The sequence below is a fragment of the Phyllobacterium sp. CCNWLW109 genome (assembly GCF_037203905.1).
GTDB classification, from domain to species: Bacteria; Pseudomonadota; Alphaproteobacteria; order Rhizobiales; family Rhizobiaceae; genus Phyllobacterium; species Phyllobacterium ifriqiyense.
This window is the reverse complement of the sequence record NZ_JBBCBK010000003.1, coordinates 211,336-234,830: the sequence shown is the minus strand read 5'-3', so window position 1 is coordinate 234,830 and position 23,495 is coordinate 211,336. Positions and strand designations below refer to the sequence as shown.

Genomic DNA, 23,495 nt, shown 5'->3' with positions numbered 1-23,495 from the left:
CCTAGAATAGAAGCAACAAGGATGGCATCATCTGCCGCCCCCTTGTTATCGCTCCTAAAACCGCACGCTCAGATCGGCCTTGATGGCATTGTCATGGGACTGGCTGGAGAACTGGCCGGTATAGCTGACACCGATGCTGGTGGCCTTGCCAATGCCGAAGTCCAATCCCGCCTCGATGAGAGCGGCATCCTTGGCAATGCCGGTGCCTTCAACCGTAAAGCCCTGCCCGCCGTTGAAGGCAAGGCTTGCCTGCGGCGTCACATCGCCAAAGCCATGGTTCCAGCCCAGCATGGCGCGCGCCGTCAGGGTCGTGCTTTCACCCAACGCCAACTGGCGCGAGGCACGCAGACCCAGCGTTGTCACCGTCAGATCGGTGCTTGATGCTGCACCGGTCAGATTGCTGGTTGCGCCATCTTCGCCAAAGCCATCGGTTTTGACATGGACATGGCGTGCCGCCGCAAAGGGTTCGAGCGCCGCATAGGGCGTATCGAGCTGATAGCCGAGTTCCCCGAAGACCTGCATGGAACGCGCATCATAGGAAGCCTCATGCTCCTCATTCAGCCCGCCGAACGCGGCGCTCCGCTTGGTCTCGATCTCATGCTGGCCAAGATTGACGCCAAAGCGAAGCCCGAGCGCATCAAGCTTGGTGCCGCCATAGACACCCACCTGATAGTACTCCACCGATGCCTTGCCATTGCCATGCAGCGATGTGCTGCCATAACCGGCCAGAACACCAAGCCGCCAATCTTCGGCAATCACGCCATCCATGCCAGTGATGAACCCGCCCGTGTTGCGACTATAGCCGGCAGCATTGCCATTGCCATCCGCATGCGCCCATGCGCCATAGGCCTCACCCCAAAGCGCCGTGGATGCAGCGGCAGGTTCAACTGCAGCAAAGGCATTGCTCTGCTTTGCCTTGGTCTCAGCACCATAGGCCAATGGTGTGGTAACGGCCTGCGCCTTGCCTGCCACCCCGCCAAAGCCATTGCGCAAGCGCGAAGTCGCCGCATCGGAAATGAAGTGATTGTCCTGCGCCAGAACACCGGAAAGCGTGGCATGAACCTCGCCGGAGAGGGCATCGAAATTCAGCGGATTGTCGCTGGTGGATTTCAAAACTTCCTCCAGCGGCCTGTTATTATCCATGCCGAGGGATTGAACGCCTGCCCAAAGGTTTTTCTGGTTGGATGTTGCAACACCTGCGGCGAGGAAATCCGCAGACAAAAAGGTTTCCAACTTTGCTTTTTGAAGGTCTGTTTCCAAAACCTGCTTTTTGACTTCAAGTTGGACCAATTGCTCTTCGGCGACGAAGCGAGACGCCTCTGCCTCTGGCGTTGCCAATGGCTTGGCATCCGCATCAGCAGCAATGCCAGCGCTCTCAACCTCAAGCTCTGCCAGCTGTTTCTCCAGATCTTGAGTTTTTGCGCTCTTTACAGTCGGCGCGAGTTCAAAACCGAGTACCACCTGGGTCGCGGCATAGTTCAATTTCGGGTTAATGTAATTATAGCGCGACAAGACGCCGTCAAACTGGCCCGTAACACCGTTGGCTGCAACGAGGATGTTATAGCTTTTTGAGAGCAAGCTCTTGCCCATATCCTCAGTTAGAACTGCTAAATCATTTTCAAGCCGTATGTCGACCACACCGCCAAGAAGTTTTGCCGAACCTTGAACCGACAATTGATCCGCTTGAGAAAAATCATGTTTGATTTCGACGTCAAAAATGCTGCTCTTGTTAAAAGTGACATCCTTGCCAAGATGAAGCGTGCCAACCGAATTGCCCGGCGAAACCGTTGCGCCGGACTTTACAGTCAGATCACCTATTGTTCCGACACCGGAAATGCGGGAGCCACTGTCCAGCGTCACATCTTGCGCTGTGCCATCTACAGACAGACGCCCCAATCTTTTGACAGTGGTGTTGGAGGTAATTGCCGCTCCTGCCGCGATATTTAATTCGCCGCTATCAACAATTGTCTCGCCCTTATAGGTGTTCTTCGCAAGCAGTGCGAGACGACCTGCACCCGTCTTTGTAAAGGGGCCAGATTGAAGAATAGGGCCGGAAAGGGTGAGGGCCTTTTCATTTTCGATTGTTCCGCCCTTGTCGGAGAGAAGAACAGACTTTGTCAGTTCCATCTCCTTTATCGTTTTCAAAGTGCCGCCGTCTAAATTGAGTTGCCCCTTGTCGTCGCCAAGACCTCGTTTCGAAGAAATTGCAAGCGTACCCCCGGAGACTGCCCAAGGCATAACAGCGTCTGTTTCACCCTCAAGTGTCCAGGTTCCGCTATCAATTTTCGAAAATGCGCCGAAACCGCGATACTGCGCTGCGCGGCCAATTTTGGAGACATCGAAGCTTGCTGCTTGCGTACCGCCTAGTTTCAAACTGATCGATTTTTTGGCTATTACGTTACCAATAATATTTGATTTGGCATGTAGAATAAGTACGCCGTCCTCGGCCTTTTCGGAAAACTGTATGGCCTCGCCTTGTTGGTTGTCCGGGCCAAAACCGCCGGTGATAGTGCCATTATTGATGATCGTACTACCAGAACCCTTGCCAACATTGACCCCAAGGCTGTCTGTCCCCCTGATCGCTTCGGGCATGTCCGGTGTTTTCACAAGCGAGCGTATTTTACCGCCGTCACCACCACTTATGGTTCCGTTATTAATAAGAGTTCCTATAAGAGATACGCCTATACCACCTCTTCCCTGAGTGTTGGCATCGCCGTCACCACCCCGGATAGTACCATTATTGGTAACTTGACTTCCGGACATCGTTTCCATGCCAGCGCCGCCATCGCCAGAGGCCATGCTTGAATCACCTTGCGCGCCAATGCCCCCCAGAATGTCTTGATCATTAACTATAATACTGTCCCTGCGGCCAAGGACACCTGTTCCACCATTACCCCCGAGGCCATATTTTGGTTTTCCGGCACCACTACCGCCAATGCCACCTTGAATCTTTCCTTTATTAAGCAGATCACCAACGCTGGCACCGATGCCACCTTTGCCGCCTTGCCCATGAGCACCGATGCCATTGTTGCCATAGCCCGCATCACCGCCTAAGCCGCCTGTGCCGCCGATAATTGTGCCGCTATTTTCCAGCTTTTTTGCATAAATGCCGACGCCACCGTCTCCGCCTTTTCCGCCGTCTCCGCCATTGTGTTCCTCTGCAGAGGAATATTGTTTTTCGCCCGGAATATTAGAGGGATCATTGGTAGGAGCGGTTGATGTAATAGCATCACCATCGACTTCCATACCTTCGCCGCCTGAGCCACCTTTTCCACCAGTTCCGCCGGTTGCGGTCCCGTGAAAAGTCAATTCGTCCCTCTTCACGAAAATGCCTAGTCCGCCTACTCCGCCGTAACCGCCTGAGCCACCTCTCATTTCAAGGTGTTTTCCGGAGTGGCCAGCTTCCTCTTTCGTGTGGATATGGTGTTTTTTGCCACCTTGCCCACCTATGCCACCATTACCCCCGATAACATTGCCATTATAGGTCGGATCGTTTGATTGCAAAATGGTTATGCCAACACCGCCCACACCGCCTGATCCTCCGGTTCCGCCAAGCTCCTCTTTGTCATCATGGCTATCATCTCCTACATGACCGTTGTCTCCTTGTTTACCGACCACACTTACGACTGGGGCAGGGTCTGCCTGGGCGAGAGGATTGAGGCAAAAGCAAGCGATCCCGGCAATTGATGCTAATTTTGCGGCCTTCCAAAACTTGAGATGGCCTGTTCTCTTCGACGGAACGTAAGAACTATGGGACGAAAGCGGTGAGCGGTTTGAATTGCTCAAAAAGTCGATCTTCATAATGAACTCCGGAAATATGCAAAATTTAAAATAAACTTGGGACGGATGGTTAAACGTACTCCAGCACGTGCCTTTACTGCGCAAATGGATCAGCGCGTCGACCTCCTTTGGATTGGAAAGAGCTGACGAAAATTGACGATGCTTGGGCAGAGAATCCGCCGTGCCGTCTATAGGAAAAGCGTTTAGTTATTAAATAACATTACAAAAATCAATGCCCTTTTTGGCTTAGATGGTCGTTATCCCATTTTTACAATCCGTAGACCTGCATCAGGCTCGTCATGCGGGCCACTGCTAAATCAGGCTTGTCCAGAACGTTTGCCTGATCGGCGAGACGGAAAATATCCGCATAGTGACCAATGCCGCGTGCCGATTGCATACCTGCGGGCATGATGAAATGTGGCTGGTGGCCGTTGAGCCAGGCGAGGAATACAACGCCGGCTTTGTAATATTGTGTGGGGGCTTCGAAAATCTTGCGCGAGAGCGGAACAGTAGGCTCAATGATTGAACGGAATGCCTGTGTTTCACCTTTGGCGAGATGAGCTAGCGCTTTGGAGGCCGAGGGGGCTACCGCATCAAAAATGCCGAGCAAAGCATGGCTGTAGCGTTCCCCATCACCTTCTATCAGTTCCGCATAGTTGAAGTCATCGCCGGTGAAGCAGAGAACGCCTTCCGGCAGGCGTTTGCGCAGTTCGATCTCGCTGGCATTGTCGAGGAGGGAAATCTTGATGCCTTCGACCTTGTCTCTATTGTCATTGATAATCGCGAGCACTGTCTCCAGCGCCTTGTCGAAAGAGGAGGAACCCCAATAACCGGCAAGTTGTGGATCAAACATGTCACCCAGCCAATGCAGCACGACTTTCTCACGCGTCTGCGCGAGAATATTTCCATAGACAGCGCGATAGTCTTCCGCTGAGCGAGCTATGCGGGCCAGCGCTCTGCTGGCCATCATTACTGCGCGTCCACCTTCAGCCTCAATAAAATCAATCTGGGTTTCGTAGGCGTCGATGACGTCCTGAAGCGTCTTGGCGTTTTCGGGTGCAAGCTGATCTGTACCGGCACCGCAGGCAAGATCAGCACCCGGAACAGTGCGCGACTCTGCCAGTGACCGGCGGATCAATTCGCGTGCAACTGGCCAATCGACCCCCATGCCGCGCTGCGCTGTATCCATCGCCTCTGCAATCTTGAAACCAAGTGACCAGAGGTGGTGACGAAACGCCAAGGTTGCATCCCAATCAATGGCTGGCGAACCCCAAGGTGTCGAATCCCGAAGCGGATCAGAGACAATATGCGCAGCTGCGTATGCAATGCGATTGAAGACTGGCGGGCTGGCTGGAAAGGCAATTGGGGTGCCTATCAGCTTGTAATCGCAGATTGCACTATCCTGATCTGGCAACTTCAAGGTGTGGGTCATTGCTTGGCTCCCATCGAACAAGTCACAAATATTTTGGAACGATCCAAAATACAAGCAATAAATGGAAATTGGATGAAGGTCGGCGTGTAATGGGAGAGTATAGCCAAAAAGCTCCGGATTTTTGCCGAAGAATGCACGAAAATTCCCCAAAAATTTCTACCATAAATGGAATAATTGGCGTGTTAGGTTGTGTTAAATATTCACTTGACCTTTTTGGAACGTTCCAATTATATACCGCATGGGTTGGAGGATATGCTTTTGAACCGGACCAGAACAAGCATCGTGGATATTGCGCGCGCCGCTGGTGTGTCGAAATCCACTGTGTCGTTGGTTCTCCAGAAAAGCCCTCTCGTCAGCGAGGCTACCCGTGAAAAGGTCAATGCTCACATCAAGGAGCTTGGCTATATTTATAATCGCGGCGCCGCCAATCTTCGTCAGTCCAAATCGAAAATCGTCGGCATTGTCGTCAATGATTTGACCAATAGTTTCTTCGCCGAACTGGCCGTCGGGATGGATATGGTGGTTCAATCGGCTGGTTATGTTCAGTTCCTTGCCCATAGCGGCGAGAGCGTCGACCGCCAACGCGAGGTCATCGCTTCCATGCGGGAGAACGGTATTGCAGGGTTGATCCTGTCACCGGCGCGGGGAACAGAAGCTAGTGATATCAAAGCATTAGTGGGCGGCGACATTCCGGTTGTGGTCGTTGTGCGTAATCTGCCCGGCGCAAAAGTATCGACACTTCTGTCCGATAATTATGCCGGTGCAAAAGCGGCTGTGCGCCATTTGATCTCGCTGGGACATTCCCGGGTCGCCTTCATGGGCGGCTTCCAGGATACAGCCGTGTTTGGCGAACGGCTTCGCGGATATCGCGATGCGTTGCAGGATGCGGGCATCGCCGCGGAAGAAAAATACACCATTCATTCGGCGCCTTCACGCGCTGGCGGAGTCGTCGCATTGGAGCGTCTAATGACTATTCCAGAGCGCCCAACAGCAGCACTATGCTTGAATGATGCTGTGGCTTTTGGTGTTTGCGATGGACTGCGAGCCCATGGCCTTGAGCCTGGAAAATCCTTTGCAATCATAGGCTTCGATGATGTGATCGAGGCAAAGACTGCGGTGCCGGCACTGACAACTGTATCTGTTGATCCTCAGGGAATGGGCCAGCGAGCAGCCCAGCTGCTGCTCAAGCAAATCAATTCGGGGCAACGGGATCAGGAGGCGATCACGACTTCGGTACGGCTCGTCGTTCGCCAGAGCTGCGGTGCACCTGTAAAGCAATTGGAGGAAATGGCGTGATACGTTGGGGATTGATCGGGGCCAGCACGATTGCGCATGAATGGGTGATCGATGCAATCCGCGCCAATGGCGGCGAGATCGTTTCAGTCATGAGCGCCAATGCCGAGCGCGGTGCAAAATATGCCGCCGATCATGGCATTGCTCATTCGGTTACGGCGCTGGACGAATTACTGAGCGGACAATCCATTGATGCCGTTTATATTTCCACTACCAACGAGCTGCACAAAGATCAGGTTCTGGCTTCGGCAAAGGCCGGAAAACATGTGCTTTGCGAGAAGCCTTTGGCGACCAGTCTGGACGATGCGAAGGCGATGGTGGCCGCGTGCAAAGCTGCGAATGTTGTCTTCGCCACCAACCATCATCTGCGCAATGCCGCGACCCATACAGCCATGCGTGATGCGATTGCCGCCGGCAAGATCGGCAAGCCACTGGCAGCGAGGGTATTTCACGCTGTTTACTTGCCGCCGCATTTGCAGGGCTGGCGACTTGATCGCCCGGATGCGGGTGGTGGAGTCATCCTCGACATCACCGTACACGATACGGATACGTTGCGTTATGTTTTGGGCGATGATCCGGTAGAAGTCATTGCTTCCACTCAACAAAGCGGTTTGGCTAAGGCTGATCTTGCTGATGCCGTGATGGGCGTCATGCGCTTCAAATCCGGCTTGATCGCCATGCTTCATGACGGGTTCACAACCAAATACGCCGATACCGGATTCGAGGTGCATGGCACTGAAGGATCTCTCGTTGGCCGTAATGTGATGTCGCAAAAGCCCGTCGGCATCGTGACATTGCGTAATGCCGATGGCGAATTCGAATTAAAACTCGATCACCAAAACCTTTACGAAACTGGCATCGCCAAATTTCACGCAGCAATAGCCGGAAACGGCAAACCGGCAGCAGACGGCGAAGATGGACTTTGGTCGCTGGCTGCGGGTCTGGCTGTAGCGGAAGCGGCGAAAACCGGGGTGACCCAACCAATTGATCCTGGTCTTTGAGAAGAACGAAAAAGAAGTATGAACAAGCACATAACGCCAGAACAGGCTGCAGAACTCATCCCTGATGGAGCCGTTGTCTCGGTATCTTCATCAAGTGGTCTCGGCTGTCCAGATCTGATGCTAAAGGCAATTGGTGCCCGTTTCGATGCAACGGGGCATCCGCGCGACCTCACCACGCTGCACCCAATCGCAGCCGGTGATATGAGTGGCATTAAGGGCGTCGATTACATTGCGAAGAAGGGGCTGCTGAAAAAGATTATCGGTGGTTCCTATCCGTCGGGGCCTTCATCTTCTGAACCGCCCTTGATCTGGCAAATGATCGGTAATGATGAGGTTGCGGCCTATAATGTTCCGTCCGGCATTCTGTTTGATATGCATCGCGAAGCCGCCGCCAAACGTCCGGGCGTATTGACCAAGATTGGTTTGGATACATTTGTCGATCCGGACCGGCAGGGCTGCGCTATGAATGCCTCAGCCGCGAAAGAAGCACTCGTCCGGAAGGTTAATTTCGAGGGTGAGGAATGGTTGTTCTTTAAGCCTGTTATTCCGCAGGTTGCTATCATTCGTGCCACGACTGCCGATGAGCGCGGCAATCTGACTTACGAACATGAGGGCGCCTATCTTGGTGGTTTTGATCAAGCATTGGCCGCGCGCAACAACGGCGGAATTATTATTGCGCAGGTAAAGCGAATTACCAAAAGCGGGTCCTTGAAGCCGCATGATGTGCGCGTGCCCGGCATTCTGGTCGATTATATTATTGTAGATCCAGATCAGAAACAAACCACGCAAACCATTTACGATCCGGCAATTTCCGGAGAAATTTCTCATCCGCTTGAGGATTTTGCCCTCGCTGATTTCGGCATTCAAAAAGTGATTGCACGCCGGGTTGCCTGCGAATTGGAGGCAGGCAGCGCCGTTAATCTCGGTTTCGGTATTTCAGCAAATGTGCCTCGCATTCTGCTTGAAGAAGGCCTGCATGGCACTGTCACTTGGGTGATCGAGCAAGGGCCGGTCGGTGGCATCCCGCTGCTGGACTTCGCATTCGGTTGTGCATCCAATGCCGAAGCTTTTGTTCCTTCACCGCACCAATTTACCTATTTCCAAGGCGCGGGCTTCGATGCATCGCTTCTTTCTTTTCTGGAAATCGACAAGTCCGGGTCGGTCAATGTTTCAAAGCTCAGTTTCCGTCCTCACGTTACGGCGGGTGCCGGAGGCTTTGTCGATATCACGGCAAGGGCAAAGAAGATTGTCTTCTCGGGCATGTTTAATGCCGGTGCGAAAGTCCATATCGAAAACGGCAAACTTGTTATCGAGAAGGAAGGCAAGCTTAAAAAGCTTGTCAACGAAGTCGAACATGTCACCTTCTCCGGCCGCCGGGCGATAGAACAGGGTCAGGACATCACTTACGTGACAGAACGCTGCGTTATGGTTCTACGGCCAGAAGGCCTGGTTTTGACGGAAATCGCGCCGGGGATCGATCTGCAAGCGCATATTCTCGATCAATCCGATTTCCCGCTGGTTGTTGCGCGCGATCTGAAACTAATGGACGCCCATCTGTTTGCCTCGGAGCCATTTGGTCTGAAACTGCCACAGAAAAAGCCGAGGACACTCCATGACTGAGGCTCGTATCCACGTTTCAATTGACGGTCATGTCGCAATCATAACCATTGCGCGGCCCGAAAAACTGAACGCTCTGGACATCGACATGTTGAAGGAGTTGAGCGCGGCTTGTGACACAGTTGAAGCTGATGGCCGGGTACGTGTCGCAGTCCTGACAGGAGAGGGAAAAGCGTTTTCCGCTGGCGGTGATATCAAGGCTTGGGCAGCAATGACGCCAAATGAATTCGGACATGCCTGGGTCCGTTTTGGTCATCGCGTTTTCGAGCGCCTTGCGACTTTGCGGATGCCGCTGATTGCAGCGCTTAACGGGCATGCACTGGGTGGCGGGCTCGAGCTTGCTGCGGTTGCGGATATCCGTATTGCAGAAACGCATATCAAGCTTGGTCTACCGGAAACTGGCTTGGGAATGATCCCCGGCTGGTCGGGCACGCAGCGCCTCACATTGCGGTTTGGCGCGCAGGCTGTGCGGCGGATGGCTTTGGGTGGCGAGGTTTTCAGTGCTGACGAAGGACACGCCCTAGGGCTTGTCGATCATGTGGTTGAAACAGGCACTGCGCTCGATACCGCCAGGGCTTATGCAGAACGCATTGCCAAACGCGGACCATCCGCCATCGAAGTGGCAAAACTCATGATCGCTTCTGCCAATGGCGAAGACAATGGAACAGCGGTCGAAGCCCTAGGCTCGATCCTCGTAGCAAAGACAGCGGACCTGAAGGAAGGTGTTTCGGCATTTACCGAAAAGCGTGAGCCCGCGTTCAAAGGAGAATGGTAATGACAGTTCTGGTACGTCCACAAGCACTTGAAAATTTCAAAGTGCGTGAATTCCAGATGCTGATTGATGGCAGATGGACCAATGGCGCTGCGGGCGATGTTATTGAGCGCAAAAGTCCGGGACATGGCGTTGTGGTCTCACGGTATCAGGCGGGTACGAAAGTTGACGCAGAGCGCGCAATCGCTGCCGCGCGCTCTGCGTTTGATACTGGCCCATGGCCGTATATGACGGGCGCAGAACGCTCTAATATATTGCTTAAAGCAGCCGATCTCATCGCTGCCCGTGCCGACGAGCTTGCTTATCTTGACTGCATTGAGTCAGGAAAACCGATAAGTCAGGCAAATGCCGAGCTTGGCGGTGCAGTGGATATCTGGCGTTATGCTGCTGCACTTGGTCGTGATCTTCATGGCGAAAGCTACAACACACTTGGTGACGGAACATTGGGCGTTGTCCTGCGCGAGGCTATTGGCGTTGTCTCCATCATTACGCCTTGGAACTTTCCATTCCTGATCGTCAGTCAAAAACTGCCATTTGCGCTTGCTGCGGGCTGCACCGCAGTGGTCAAGCCATCGGAACTCACATCGGGTTCAACTTTGCTGCTTGGCGAAATATTGATGGAAGCAGGCGTTCCTTCGGGTGTTGTCAATATAATTGTCGGAACAGGTCCTGAAGTTGGCGCGCCGATGACGACGCACCCCCATGTCGACATGGTTTCCTTCACCGGCTCGACCGGGGTTGGCAGGCTAACGATGGCGAATGCTGCACAGACTTTGAAAAAAGTATCGCTGGAGCTGGGCGGCAAGAATCCCCAGATCGTATTCCCCGATGCAAATCTGGATGACTTTATCGATGCGGCTGTCTTTGGGGCTTATTTCAACGCAGGTGAGTGTTGCAATGCCGGGTCGCGCCTGATTGTCCATCGGGACATCGCGGATGACGTTGTGGCCCGCGTCGCGGCTTTGTCCGCTCGCGTGAAAGTCGGCGATCCGCTTGATCCTAACACTAAGGTTGGGGCCATTATCACGCCTGAACACCTGACGAAAATCAATGATTATGTTCGCAATGCCGCCTCGTCAGGAGCAGATATCAGCCACGGCGGCGAGCCGCTAAACCTGGGTATGGGGCAATTCATGTCGCCGACAATTCTCTCTGCGGTGAAGCCCGAAATGGCAGTTGCGCGCGAGGAGGTTTTCGGGCCCGTTTTATCAGTTCTGACATTCGATACTTTGGACGACGCGGTTCGTATAGCCAATTCCATTGACTATGGGCTGTCCGCAGGCGTCTGGAGTCGAGACTTCGACACCTGCCTGAGCGTGGGACGCCGGGTGCGGGCGGGTACGGTATGGATGAACACCTTCATGGATGGCGCATCGGAGCTGCCATTTGGGGGATACAAGCAATCCGGCCTTGGCCGGGAACTCGGGCGGCATGCCGTCGAGGACTACACGGAAACCAAGACATTGAACATGCATATAGGTAGTAGGAAAGTAGTATGGTCGACCAATTAAATCGATTGTAAGAGCCATTCTGCATGCTGTATGAATGTTCCGGACTTGGGGGAACTTCAGTCGGTTTGTTGGATTTTTATCTCTTTTTTCTCACGGGAGGACTAAATGAAAAAGTTGATGAATACTGTTGCCGCAGCAGCCATGCTGATGGGTGTTACAACAGCAGCTCGCGCTGCTGAAAACGTTGAGGTTCTGCACTGGTGGACATCCGGTGGTGAAGCGACAGCACTGGAAGTGCTGAAGAAGGATTTGGAAGGCAAGGGTATCAGCTGGTCTGATATGCCTGTCTCTGGCGGTGGCGGTACAGAAGCCATGACAGTTCTTCGTGCTCGCGTCACAGCGGGAAATGCTCCCACAGCGGTGCAGATGCTGGGTTTTGACATTCTCGATTGGGCAAAGCAAGGCGCGCTGGGCAATCTCGATGAAGTTGCAGCGAAAGAAAAATGGGACGATGTAATCCCGACAGCTCTGCAGAAGTTCTCGAAATATGACGGCCATTGGATTGCAGCCCCGGTAAATGTGCATTCGACCAACTGGATCTGGATCAATAAGGCAGCGCTGGACAAGGCCGGTGGCAAGGAACCTGCAAACTGGGACGAGTTGATTGCTCTTCTCGACAAATTCAAGGAGCAGGGCATTACACCAGTCGCTCATGGTGGTCAGCCTTGGCAGGACGCGACGATTTTCGATGCTGTCGTTCTGTCGCTCGGCAATGACTTCTACAAGGCCGCATTCATCGATCTTGATCCGGCTGCTCTCGGCGGCGAGAAAATGAAGGAAGCTTTCGACCGCATGACCAAGCTGCGCAGCTACGTGGACGATAATTTCTCCGGTCGCGACTGGAATCTTGCGTCCGCCATGATCATCGAGAACAAGGCCGGCCTTCAGTTCATGGGTGACTGGGCAAAGGGTGAATTTGTCAAAGCCAAGAAGGAGCCAGGCAAGGACTTTGTTTGCATGCGCTTCCCCGGCACCCAAGGGTCTGTGACATTCAACTCTGACCAGTTTGCAATGTTTAAGGTCAGTGAAGAAAAGGCCAAGCCCCAGCTCGTTATGGCTTCGGCAATCGAAAACCCTGTCTTCCAGTCAGCGTTCAACGTGGTCAAGGGTTCTGCTCCTGCCCGTACCGATGTTCCGGACACAGACTTTGATGCTTGCGGCAAGAAGGCGATCAAGGATCTTGCCGAAGCCAACAAGGCGGGCACGCTCTATGGTTCGATGGCTCACGGCCATGCCAACCCGGCTGCCGTGAAGAATGCGATTTATGACGTGGTAACACGCCAGTTCAACGGCGATCTGTCGTCTGAAGATGCTGTCAAGGAACTTGTTGCAGCCGTTGACGCTGCCAAGTGAGCATACATCTCTGTTCGGGGCGATTTCGCCCCGAACAGTTTTCCGCAATTGCGCGGCAGCGATAATAATACTTAATTGAAGGGGTGAGGCTATGGATACCCGCAGCCGCATACAGGACCTTATACCGAAGCTGGTATTAGGACCGAGCTTCCTGATCATATTGATTTTCGTCTATGGGTTCATTGCCTATACGGGCGTCTTGTCCTTTACGGACAGCAAAATGCTGCCCACTTATGGATTCGTCGGTTTGGAAAATTACCGCAAATTGTGGGCCCTGCCGCATTGGTGGCGCGCCATCACCAATCTCGGCATTTTCGCCTCCTTGTACATTATTATTTGCACGGTTATCGGGCTTGGTTTGGCTATTCTGCTGGATCAGAAAATCCGCATTGAAGGTTTCCTGCGCCCGATTTATCTCTATCCCATGGCGCTATCCTTCATTGTGACCGGCGTTGCATGGAAATGGTTCCTCGATCCGGGCATCGGGCTTGAAAACACCATGCATCAATGGGGCTGGGCGAGTTTTTCCTTCAACTGGATCAAGGATTCAAAGATGGCGATCTATACGGTTGTCATTGCAGCTGTGTGGCAATCGTCAGGCTTTGTCATGGCCATGTTCCTTGCAGGGCTACGCGGTGTTGATAATGAAATCATCAAGGCGGCACAGATCGATGGCGCATCGACCAGCATGATTTACCGCCGTATCATCATTCCGCTGATGCGCCCCGTGTTTCTTTCCGCTTTCGTCGTGCTCGCCCATCTTGCAATCAAGGCTTACGATCTGGTCATAGCATTGACAGGCGGCGGACCGGGGCAGGCCACCGAATTGCCTGCAACCTTCATGTATTCCTATACATTCACTCGTAACTCGATGGGCATAGGGGCGTCGTCGGCAATCATCATGCTGATTATGATCTTTTCGATCATTGTTCCCTATCTTTACTCGGAAATCCGGGGAGGCAACAAATGAGTGCTCCCAGCCCCGATAATGCGATCTCTAGCGGCAAGATTACGCGTATTCTCATTTATGCGGCATTGTTGTTGTTCGCGTTTTACTACCTCCTGCCGCTATATGTGATGGTGGTAAATTCGCTCAAGACGCTTGATGAAATCCGGCAGGGTGGGATGTTGTCTCCGCCGCGCGAATGGACAATCGAGCCTTGGCTGTCCGCCTGGTCAACCGCCCAGATCGGCGTGCAGCCAACGGGCCTTCGGCCTTACTTTATCAATTCGATTATCATGGTTGTTCCCGCCGTTGCGATTTCGACAATCCTCGGCGCATTGAATGGCTACGTTCTGACAAAGTGGAAGTTTCGCGGCTCGAATGTAATGTTCGGCATGCTGCTCCTCGGTTGCTTCATACCATTTCAAATCGTGCTCATTCCGATGGCGCGTGTCCTCGGCATATTAAACATGGCGGGCACTATTCAGGGATTGATTCTTGTTCACGTCATTTATGGGCTGGGATTCACGACGCTGTATTTCCGCAATTATTATGAAGCATTTCCAACAGAACTTGTGCGTGCTGCACAGATAGATGGCGCGAGCTTTTTCCAGATATTCCGGCGCATTCTGCTGCCTTCCTCTGGCCCGATCATTGTTGTGTCGGTGATCTGGCAATTCACCAATATCTGGAATGACTTTCTTTTTGGTGCGTCGTTTTCCGGATTCAGCAGCACGCCCATGACGGTTGCCCTGAACAATCTTGTCAACTCATCCACGGGTGTGAAGGAATATAACGTGCATTTCGCTGGCGCCATTCTCGCTGCGCTGCCAACTCTCATCGTCTACATCGTCTCCGGACGCTATTTCGTCCGCGGCCTCATGTCCGGCGCCGTGAAGGGATAATTCAATGTCATTTCTCCAAATCAAAGACCTGCATAAATCATACGGCAATGTGCCGATCCTGAAGGATATCAACATCGAGATTGATGAGGGTGGCTTTCTCGTTCTCGTCGGTCCATCCGGTTGCGGCAAGTCCACGCTTCTCAATACCATCGCTGGCCTTGAACCGATCACGTCGGGCGACATATCCATTAAGGGAAAGTCGATCAGCGGGCTGCATCCCTCCAAGCGCGATATTGCCATGGTTTTTCAGTCTTATGCGCTTTATCCCAACATGACAGTTGGTGGTAATATTGCCTTCGGTATGGAAATTCGCGGTGTTCCGAAGCCCGAGCGCGAAAAGGCAATCAAACAGGTTGCCGACATGTTGCAGATTGGCCATTTGCTCGATCGCAAGCCAAGCCAGCTTTCCGGTGGTCAACGTCAGCGCGTTGCCATGGGGCGGGCGCTTGTGCGTAACCCCCAAGTGTTTCTCTTCGACGAGCCGCTATCGAACCTGGATGCCAAGCTGCGTGTTGATATGCGCACGGAAATCAAACGCCTGCATCAGCGTATGAAAACCACGATTGTTTATGTCACCCACGACCAGATCGAAGCCATGACGCTCGCTACCAAAATCGCCGTTCTGAAGGACGGAATTTTGCAGCAGTTCGGAACGCCAGCGGAAATCTACAATAATCCGACCAATCTTTTTGTAGCGGATTTCATGGGTTCACCCGCCATGAATTTGCTTCATGCGAAGATTGATGGAGGAGCATCAGACCTTCATGTGTCCCTAGAGCGTCCGGATGCAGCCCCATTAAGGCTCCCAATCAAAAAGGCCAATGCGGCGCTCGCAACTTATGATGGCAAGGAGGTTGTATTCGGCATCCGCCCTGAAGCACTCACCGACCCGGACGGTGCAGACAGGAACGCAGCATCTTTGGTCGAAGGCGAATGCCTGATCGAAGTGGTGGAACCTGCAGGATCCGATACTTTTGCTGTGACCAAGCTCGGCGGTAAGGAAGTGGTGGCGCGTCTACGTGCCGATGCGCGTATTCTGCCGGGGCAAAAGACACAGCTATCGTTTAATTTGGATAAAGCCGTTTTCTTTGACCCAACATCACAACTCCGTATCGGTGCCTGATTGAGGCGCTGATGGGTCAGGGCTCATGTCAATGGATATGCAACCGCGGACAACTGCTGATATCGTTATCATAGGCTCTGGCGTGGGCGGCGCCACCTTGGCGGCGGGACTTGCCGCGTCAGGTGCTGACATACTTATTCTGGAAGCGGGCGATCATCTTCCCGAACGCCCCGAAAACCGTGACCCACGAGCCATTTTTCAACAAGGCGTCTTCCGACCGAATGAGACTTGGTATGACGAGCAGGGGAAAGCCTTCAATCCCGGCAACTACTACAATGTAGGTGGCAACTCGAAATTTTATGGTGCGGTGCTTACACGGTATCGTGCTGAGGATTTCAAGGAAATGCAGCATATGGAGGGCGTTTCTCCGGCCTGGCCGTTCTCCTATGAGGAGCTTGAGCCTTGGTACGGCAAAGCCGAGGCGTTATTTCAGGTGCGGGGCGCACTTGGTGAAGACCCGACTGAGCCGGAACATTCGAGACCATATGATTTCAGTCCAGTGCCGGATGAAGCGCCTATCGGCTTGCTTCGCCAGCGGCTCAAAGGTGTTGGCGTTCATCCGTTCTCGTTGCCGCTCGGTGTCGATATCGACACATGGCTTTCACACGGGAAGACCCCTTGGGATGCCCATCCTAATAGCTTCAATGGAAAAATGGACGCTGAAACCACTGCTTTGGCCGCTGCGTTGAAGCATGCAAACGTTCAGCTTCAGACGAACTCCCGCGTCATCCGGCTTGAAACAGCCGCTGATGGTAAAATGATTACTGCTGTCCACTATGAACGCAACGGTCAACGCTTTTCGATCAAGCCGAAGCTTGTGATTCTGTCCGCAGGTGCGGTGCAATCTGCGGTTCTTCTTTTGCGTTCTGCCAATGATGCCAATCCAACAGGGTTGGCTAATCGCTCCGATCAGGTCGGGCGTAATTTCATGAATCATAATCTGTCCGCCGTGATTGGTTTTGATCCAAGATTCAGAAATGATTCCGTCTATCAAAAGACGTTGGGCTTTAACGATTTCTATCTTTCGGATGTAAAGGGTGGAGCACCGTTAGGTAATGTCCAACTCCTTGGCCGCATTAGTGCACCCGTTCTGAAATCAGATTTGAAACTTGTTCCGGAGTGGCTGCTGCAAAGGTTCTGCGCTCATACGGTGGATTTTCTAGCCATGAGCGAGGACGTACCAAAGCCGGAAAGCCGCGTCCGAATTGATGGTGACAAAATCATTCTGCAGTGGATAAGGAGCAACTGGCCAGCACATCTCAAACTGGTTGCCGAGATCAAGACCGTGCTTCGTGCGGCTGGTTTTCCATTGGTTGTCTCCAAAGCCTTTGATCGAAAAACTCCCTCGCATCAGTGTGGGACGGTGCGCATGGGCAATGATCCTTCGACTGCACCTCTAGATATATATTGCCGGGCTTATCAGCATCCGAACCTCTTTGTGGTTGATGCCGCGTTCTTGCCAACCTCTGCTGCGGTCAATCCTGCGCTGACGATTGCCGCACAAGCATTGCGCGTGGCAGATTACATTATTGCAAAGGAGCTGAACTGATGCGGCGACCGGTTGCACTTGTCACAGGGGCTCGCCGGGGTATCGGCCTTGGAATTGCCAAGGCGCTGGCTTCCAAGGGGTTCGATCTGGCGATTACCGATATTGCAGTCGACAATGCCAGTGAATCGGCAGTCGAAACATTGCAGAATCTCGGTGCAAAAACCCTCTTTATCCCAGCTGACATTGCCGATCTTTCCTCGCATGAGGAAACAGTACAAACAATCACCGGTGCATTTGGAAAGATCGATTGTCTGGTCAATAATGCTGGAATTGGTTCCAAGGTTCGCGGGGATTTCCTTGATCTGGACCCGGTAAACTATGATGCGATTTTTAACGTCAACCTACGTGGAACCGTATTCTTCACGCAGGCCGTCCTTCGAGCAATGCTTCAGGAAAAATCTGCCAAAACACCACGCTCGATCATCAATATTTCATCCGTATCAGCAACAATGACCTCACCCGACCGTCTTGACTATTGCATGACAAAGGCCGGACTTGCCGCATTCACACAAGGGCTTGCGCTGAGATTGGCCGAGCACGGCATCAGCGTTTTCGATATACGTCCCGGAATTATCCGTTCTGACATGACCGCCGTCGTCACTGAAAAATACGACAAGCTGATTTCGGGCGGATTGGTGCCGATGAAACGTTGGGGCGAGCCCGATGATCTTGGTCGCATTGCCGCTGGACTGGCCAGCGGTGACTTCAGTTTTGCCACAGGCTCCGTCATCCATGCGGATGGGGCACTTTCCATAAGCAGGCTCTGAAATGAAAAGCTATGACTATATCATCACCGGGGCCGGACCAGCAGGTTGTGTCCTGGCCAACCGGTTGAGCGAAGATAGAGATGTGTCGGTTCTGCTGCTTGAGGCCGGTGGGGGTGATTGGAACCCGCTATTTCATATGCCGGCAGGCTTTGCCAAAATGACAAAGGGTGTCGCCAGCTGGGGCTGGGAAACCGTGCCCCAAAAGCACATGAAAAATCGCGTTCTGCGCTATACACAAGCCAAGGTCATCGGCGGCGGTTCCAGTATCAATGCGCAGCTTTACGCACGCGGCAATGCAACAGATTACGACTTGTGGGCGAAGGAGGATGGTTGCACGGGCTGGAGCTATCGGGACATTCTACCTTATTTCAAGAGAGCTGAAGACAATCAGCGCTTTGCCGATGATTACCACTCCTATGGCGGCCCGCTCGGTGTTTCGATGCCCGCTGCCACATTGCCAATCTGCGATGCCTATATTCGGGCGGGGCAGGAACTCGGTATTCCCTACAATCATGACTTCAACGGAAAACAACAGGCGGGCGTTGGTTTTTACCAATTGACCCAGCGCAATCGGCGGCGTTCTTCCGCTTCGATGGCCTATCTCGCCCCCATAAAGAACCGGAAGAATTTGACGGTACGTATGGGCGCACAAGTGGCGAAGATTGTCATTGAGGGTATGCGGGCTGTTGGTGTGGAGGTCATAACAGGAAACAGGCGCGAGGTGATCCGTGCAGATCGCGAGGTTGTGGTCAGTTCCGGTGCAATAGGATCGCCCAAGCTTTTGCTGCAATCAGGTATCGGCCCTGCTAATCACCTAACAAGTGCAGGCGTCTCAGTGGTGCACGATCTGCCGGGGGTTGGTGAAAACCTGCAAGACCACCTTGATCTTTTTGTTATCAGCGAGTGCACTGGCGATCATACCTATGACGGCGTCGCCAAGCTCCACCGTACATTGTGGGCAGGACTTCAATATGTGATGTTCCGCTCTGGCCCGGTTGCCTCAAGCCTCTTCGAAACAGGTGGTTTCTGGTATGCAGACGCGGATGCGCGTTCGCCAGATATTCAGTTTCACCTGGGACTCGGCTCAGGTATTGAGGCTGGAGTAGAGCGTTTGAAGAATGCAGGCGTTACCCTTAACTCAGCCTATTTACATCCGCGTTCGCGTGGAACAGTGCGCTTGCGTTCCGGCGACCCGACTGCTGCACCACTAATCGATCCGAATTATTGGAGCGATCCTCATGACCGCCAGATGTCGATTGAAGGGCTGAAGCTCGCGCGTGAAATCATGCAGCAAGCGGCACTCAAGCCTTATGTTCTCGCCGAGCGTTTGCCGGGGCCGAAATACAACTCCGACGCAGAGCTTTTCGAATATGGCTGCGCCAACGCCAAGACGGATCATCATCCGGTCGGCACGTGCAAGATGGGAACAGACAGCATGGCTGTCGTTGATCTGGAGTTGAAAGTATATGGAATGGAAGGACTGCGCGTCTGTGACAGTTCAATCATGCCGCGTGTTCCGTCGGCAAATACCAATGCGCCAACGATCATGATTGGTGAAAAGGGTGCCGATATCATCCGCAATATGGTGCCTTTGCCTCCCACCATATTTTCCAACGAACTCAACGCAAAACGCCCGCGGTCGCGGGCGCACATAAGCTGACTGATTTATATAAGAAAGACTTTAAGGCGGCGGAGGTGCCGCCCAGCCACTATTGATGCAGCCTTGTATCGAGAAAAACGCCCGCTTCGCGAGCGGCGCGGATAAAGGCGTGCCGGGCCTTATGAGCAGGTTTCCAGCCATCGAGAGCGTCCATACATGCCTGCAAGGCGCGACGATAACCCGGCCCGTTTTTTACGGGCCAAAGACTGCGAAGGCATTCGATCGCTTCCCAAACGCTGGATACCGCCCGTTGTCCGGTTTCTCCAAGAGTAATCATAACAGGGATGGGAAAACGCTTGTCGTTCATCACTTCCTCCATATGTAGAATCGTCAGGCGGGATGATCATCCGCCAGACTGACACTTCAATGTGTCTGAAGTTCATTGGGTTCCATGACAATTCGATGATTTTTTTGTTATCGCATTTCCGGGGGCATCGAGCCGACTTCCTCCAGGAGCCATTTCAGGAAAAGCTGCATGGCAGGACGTTGGGGGCGGTCATCAGGACAGGTCAGCCAATAGCCATAATTGCTTTTAAAACCAAAGCCTTGCGGGTTGGCAAGCTTGCCCGATTCGAGTTCGTCGGCAATCAGGCCGCGTGGCACCAAGGCAAGACCTTGCCCTGCTATTGCAGCACGAATGACGAGAGCATAATAGCCAAAGTGGGTAATGCGTTCCGGAGTGAAATTTGTGATCTTGTGAGCAGAAGCGAATTCGCTCCAGCGAAGGGGCGTATGTTTGTGGTCGAGAAGGGGAAATGAGCGAATATCTGCGGCTTTTTGAATGCCGCCATTTTTGGCAAGAAAGTGTGGCGCTCCCACGAGCGCGACCTGACGCCCAAACAAATAATAGCTGTTCTGTCCGGGCCAATCGCCCTCTCCAAACCGAAATGCTGCGTCTGCCTGGTTGATCAAGTCAGTTGTGGCAAAGGTTGATAGTTCAACGTCTATTTCGGGGTGCTCATCAGCAAACCCGGCGAAGCGGGGAATTACCCAGCGGTCTCCCATGATCGGCAGAATATGCAGCTTGATCGCATTTGGTGATGAACCCAAAGCAGCAATACGCAAGGTGGCGTTTTCCAGAGCGCCCAAGGCCACGCGTGCCTCAGCGACATAAATCCGGCCTGCTTCCGTAGCGGATAGCCCATAGGGAGTTCGCGTGAAAAGCGCAGTTCCTGCCATTTGTTCGAGCGTCTGAAGTTGCTTGCTCACAGCACTCTGGGTCATGTTCAGAGCTCTTGCACAGGCCGTAGTGCTTCCCTGCTCTGCAATCGTGACGATCACTTGCAATGCGCGCGTAGATGGATAGTTGCGGCCGGTAACCATTTCGACTGCCTGTTAGTTATTGGTGGCAGGGTATTCCATTTTGGAATGGTTACGCGAAATAATTTCGTTTGTCGCGCTTAAAGCACAACCATAAGCTTCAAAATAACAAGAATAAGGGAACGATATTATGGCTGAGCAATCCGCGCGTCTATGGGGCGCCCGCTTCAGAGCGAGCCCATCTGCAGAGCTTACAGCACTATCAAGATCAGAAAGCAGCTATTTCCGGCTCGTCCCCTACGATCTTGCATCCTCGGCTGCTCATGCCCGTGAGCTTGTTCGTGCCAACATCCTGACCGCTTCGGAAGCCGAACAAGTATGTTCCGCCTTGCAGACAATTGGAGAAGAGCATCGATCAGGCGCTGTCATTCCTTCTCCAGCCGATGAGGACATACATACATTTCTCGAACGAGTATTGGGAGAACGCGTTGGCATATTGGGGGGGAAGCTGCGCGCAGGACGGTCACGCAATGATCAGGCCGCCAATGATCTGAAATTATATCTGCGTGATGTGGCCCACAGGATCGGTTTGGATATATTGAATCTCCAATCAGCATTGATTGGGCAGGCAAATCAGCATGTCGAGACAGTGACGACTGGCTTCACACATTTGCAACCGGCGCAACCCGTCAGCTTTGCGCATCAATTGCTTGCGCATGCTCAAACCTTTGCCCGTGACTTTGAGCGGTTACAGGACTGGGATCGCCGTGCAGCGCGCTCGCCCCTGGGTGCAGCGGCACTGGCAGGCTCCGCCATTGCAATGCATCCGGAAATCTCCGCGCAGGAACTTGGGTATGACGCTCCAAGCGAGAATTCCATCGATGCGGTCGGCAGCCGTGACCACGTCGCCGAATTCCTTTTTGTCATGGCAATGTTCGGTGTCCATTTGTCGCGTCTCGCCGAGGAATTATTCCTGTGGTCGTCGCGGCAATTCCGCTGGATCGAAATGGATGATGCCTATGCAACGGGTTCATCGATCATGCCGCAAAAGAAAAACTGCGATATTGCGGAGCTGACACGCGGTCGTGCATCGCGTTTGATCGGTAGTTTGACGACGATGCTGGTCGCATTGAAGGGTTTGCCCTTCGCCTATAATCGTGACCTGGCCGAGGACAAACATGCAGCGTTTGATACGATCGATGCGCTGGAACTGGTCGTTCCTGCGATGACCGGACTTATCCGCACAATGCGAGTGAATGTCGACCGGATGCAGCAGCACGCGGTCGAAGGCTTTACACTCGCCACCGAAGTTGCTGACTGGTTGGCAAAAAATGGTGTGCCATTCTCGGAAGCACACGAAATTACAGGGGCCTTGGTGCGGTATTGCGAGGACCGGTCGATCGGTCTGGAGGATTTGAGTGAGGACGATCTAGCCACTGTTGATGCGCGGCTGCATCCTTCCATCAAGTCAGCATTAAGCGCGAAAGCGGCGATTGAAGCCCGCAAAGCTTATGGCGGAACGGCACCTGACAGGGTTAAAGAACAAATCGGGCGGCTGCGTGATCTGTTGAACAAGCAACAGGAGTGGCTGAAACTTTATTCCGGTCCCCGATTTGAAAGGTAAGAGATATGGCAAACGTCGATAGCACCATCTCCATTCCTCCGGCAAAATATTCGATTGCTCATCTTCATCATCAGCCCCGGCGACACTACGGACGTTGGTTGGCTGCCAGCCTTATCATTCTGGCACTGGCTTTAATTGTCAAAGCATTCGCTCAGGGGCAGATCGCATGGCCGGTAGTCGCCCAGTTTTTTACAGCTCCTGCCATTCTGTCGGGGCTCTGGAACACAATTTTGATGACGATTTGTGCTATGGCGCTGGGGCTTTTTCTCGGCGTGGTTTTTGCCATCATGATTATGTCACCGAACCCGGTGCTCAAATATGTCGCCGTATTCTACATATGGTTTTTCCGGGGGACACCGCTACTTCTGCAATTGCTCCTCTGGTTCAACCTCGCACTGATTTTTCCGACATTGGGGATTCCCGGTCTGTTTGAAATGCGCACCGTCGATTTCATGACCCCATTCATGGCGACCCTGCTCGGACTGGGCATCAATCAAGGGGCTTATACTGCAGAAGTGGTACGCGGCGGGATTCTCTCTGTCGACAACGGTCAAATCGAGGCGGCGAAAGTTATTGGCATGACCCGCCTTACCATGCTGCGCCGGATCATCCTTCCCCAGGCGATGCGGGTTATCATTCCGCCAGTCGGCAACGAAGTCATCAGCATGGTCAAGCTCACATCAGTCGCCAGCGTGATCGGTTATGCAGAAATCTTGCGCAATGCGCAGTCTGTCTACTATGCAAATAACCGGGTGATGGAATTGCTGATCGTTTCCGCCATTTGGTACCTGGTTGTGGTGACCATACTTTCTATCGGACAGTATCTGCTTGAGAAGCATTATGCGAAAAGCCAGGGCCGCCGTGACGTCAAGCGCGTGACACCCATGGAAGCGGAGGGAGTGTAA

The 23,495-nt window shown here is 53.1% G+C and carries 18 protein-coding genes; 14 read left to right on the top strand and 4 right to left on the bottom strand.

Annotation, left to right across the window (positions count from 1 at the left end; genetic code table 11):
* Positions 1–54: 54 nt before the first annotated feature.
* Both V9K92_RS11675 and V9K92_RS11670 read right to left on the bottom strand, forming a co-directional pair.
* A complete protein-coding gene (locus V9K92_RS11675; protein WP_337354058.1) occupies positions 55–3,801 on the bottom strand; it encodes an autotransporter outer membrane beta-barrel domain-containing protein in 3,747 nt (1,248 codons plus the stop codon).
* A gap of 247 nt (positions 3,802–4,048) precedes the next feature.
* On the bottom strand, positions 4,049–5,212 hold the full coding sequence (locus V9K92_RS11670; RefSeq protein ID WP_337354057.1) for a dihydrodipicolinate synthase family protein: 1,164 nt from the start codon (positions 5,210–5,212) through the stop codon (positions 4,049–4,051).
* A gap of 258 nt (positions 5,213–5,470) precedes the next feature.
* Between V9K92_RS11670 and V9K92_RS11665 the strand changes: the two genes are divergently transcribed.
* From V9K92_RS11665 to V9K92_RS11610, 12 genes are all read left to right on the top strand, one after another.
* The gene (locus tag V9K92_RS11665; RefSeq protein WP_337354056.1) at positions 5,471–6,508 is read left to right on the top strand and encodes a LacI family DNA-binding transcriptional regulator; all 1,038 of its coding nucleotides are present in this window, start codon (positions 5,471–5,473) and stop codon (positions 6,506–6,508) included.
* Positions 6,505–7,506, top strand: a complete 1,002-nt coding sequence (locus V9K92_RS11660) for a Gfo/Idh/MocA family protein (protein WP_337354055.1) — start codon at positions 6,505–6,507, stop codon at positions 7,504–7,506. The genes V9K92_RS11665 and V9K92_RS11660 overlap by 4 nt, the downstream gene beginning before the upstream one ends.
* Positions 7,507–7,524: 18 nt before the next feature.
* Entirely contained in the window at positions 7,525–9,126 is a 1,602-nt protein-coding gene (locus V9K92_RS11655) for an acyl CoA:acetate/3-ketoacid CoA transferase (RefSeq protein WP_115054669.1), read from the top strand.
* Positions 9,119–9,898, top strand: coding sequence for an enoyl-CoA hydratase/isomerase family protein (locus V9K92_RS11650; RefSeq protein WP_115054670.1), 780 nt, complete (start codon positions 9,119–9,121; stop codon positions 9,896–9,898). The genes V9K92_RS11655 and V9K92_RS11650 overlap by 8 nt, the downstream gene beginning before the upstream one ends.
* Positions 9,898–11,406 carry an aldehyde dehydrogenase family protein gene (locus V9K92_RS11645; RefSeq protein ID WP_337354054.1) on the top strand — a complete coding sequence of 503 codons (1,509 nt, stop codon included), beginning with the start codon at positions 9,898–9,900 and terminating at the stop codon, positions 11,404–11,406. Before V9K92_RS11650 ends, V9K92_RS11645 begins: the two co-directional genes overlap by 1 nt.
* 105 nt (positions 11,407–11,511) lie before the next feature.
* Entirely contained in the window at positions 11,512–12,759 is a 1,248-nt protein-coding gene (locus V9K92_RS11640) for an ABC transporter substrate-binding protein (RefSeq protein WP_337354053.1), read from the top strand.
* A 91-nt stretch (positions 12,760–12,850) separates the two neighbouring features.
* Positions 12,851–13,729 carry an ABC transporter permease subunit gene (locus V9K92_RS11635; protein WP_115054673.1) on the top strand — a complete coding sequence of 293 codons (879 nt, stop codon included), beginning with the start codon at positions 12,851–12,853 and terminating at the stop codon, positions 13,727–13,729.
* On the top strand, positions 13,726–14,607 hold the full coding sequence (locus V9K92_RS11630) for a carbohydrate ABC transporter permease (RefSeq protein WP_337354052.1): 882 nt from the start codon (positions 13,726–13,728) through the stop codon (positions 14,605–14,607). The genes V9K92_RS11635 and V9K92_RS11630 overlap by 4 nt, the downstream gene beginning before the upstream one ends.
* A gap of 4 nt (positions 14,608–14,611) precedes the next feature.
* Positions 14,612–15,730 (top strand): ABC transporter ATP-binding protein, encoded by a 1,119-nt coding sequence (locus V9K92_RS11625; RefSeq protein WP_337354051.1) that lies wholly within the window; start codon positions 14,612–14,614, stop codon positions 15,728–15,730.
* A gap of 25 nt (positions 15,731–15,755) precedes the next feature.
* Positions 15,756–17,279: a GMC oxidoreductase gene (locus V9K92_RS11620; protein ID WP_443094460.1), complete on the top strand. Its 1,524-nt coding sequence runs from the start codon at positions 15,756–15,758 to the stop codon at positions 17,277–17,279.
* Complete coding sequence (locus tag V9K92_RS11615) at positions 17,279–18,046, top strand: 3-ketoacyl-ACP reductase (protein ID WP_337354049.1); 768 nt, start codon at positions 17,279–17,281, stop codon at positions 18,044–18,046. Before V9K92_RS11620 ends, V9K92_RS11615 begins: the two co-directional genes overlap by 1 nt.
* 1 nt (position 18,047) lies before the next feature.
* Positions 18,048–19,706: a GMC family oxidoreductase gene (locus V9K92_RS11610; protein WP_307281947.1), complete on the top strand. Its 1,659-nt coding sequence runs from the start codon at positions 18,048–18,050 to the stop codon at positions 19,704–19,706.
* A gap of 49 nt (positions 19,707–19,755) precedes the next feature.
* Here the strand turns inward: V9K92_RS11610 and V9K92_RS11605 are convergent, their stop codons facing one another.
* Both V9K92_RS11605 and V9K92_RS11600 read right to left on the bottom strand, forming a co-directional pair.
* Positions 19,756–20,013, bottom strand: a complete 258-nt coding sequence (locus V9K92_RS11605) for a DUF982 domain-containing protein (RefSeq protein ID WP_115054679.1) — start codon at positions 20,011–20,013, stop codon at positions 19,756–19,758.
* A 107-nt stretch (positions 20,014–20,120) separates the two neighbouring features.
* Positions 20,121–21,029 carry a LysR substrate-binding domain-containing protein gene (locus tag V9K92_RS11600; protein ID WP_307281952.1) on the bottom strand — a complete coding sequence of 303 codons (909 nt, stop codon included), beginning with the start codon at positions 21,027–21,029 and terminating at the stop codon, positions 20,121–20,123.
* 127 nt (positions 21,030–21,156) lie between these two features.
* Here V9K92_RS11600 and argH point away from each other — a divergent pair, with 127 nt between their 5' ends.
* Together argH and V9K92_RS11590 are read left to right on the top strand one after the other, a co-directional pair.
* Positions 21,157–22,590 carry an argininosuccinate lyase gene (gene argH, locus V9K92_RS11595; RefSeq protein WP_337354048.1) on the top strand — a complete coding sequence of 478 codons (1,434 nt, stop codon included), beginning with the start codon at positions 21,157–21,159 and terminating at the stop codon, positions 22,588–22,590.
* 5 nt (positions 22,591–22,595) lie between these two features.
* Positions 22,596–23,495: an amino acid ABC transporter permease gene (locus V9K92_RS11590; protein ID WP_337354047.1), complete on the top strand. Its 900-nt coding sequence runs from the start codon at positions 22,596–22,598 to the stop codon at positions 23,493–23,495.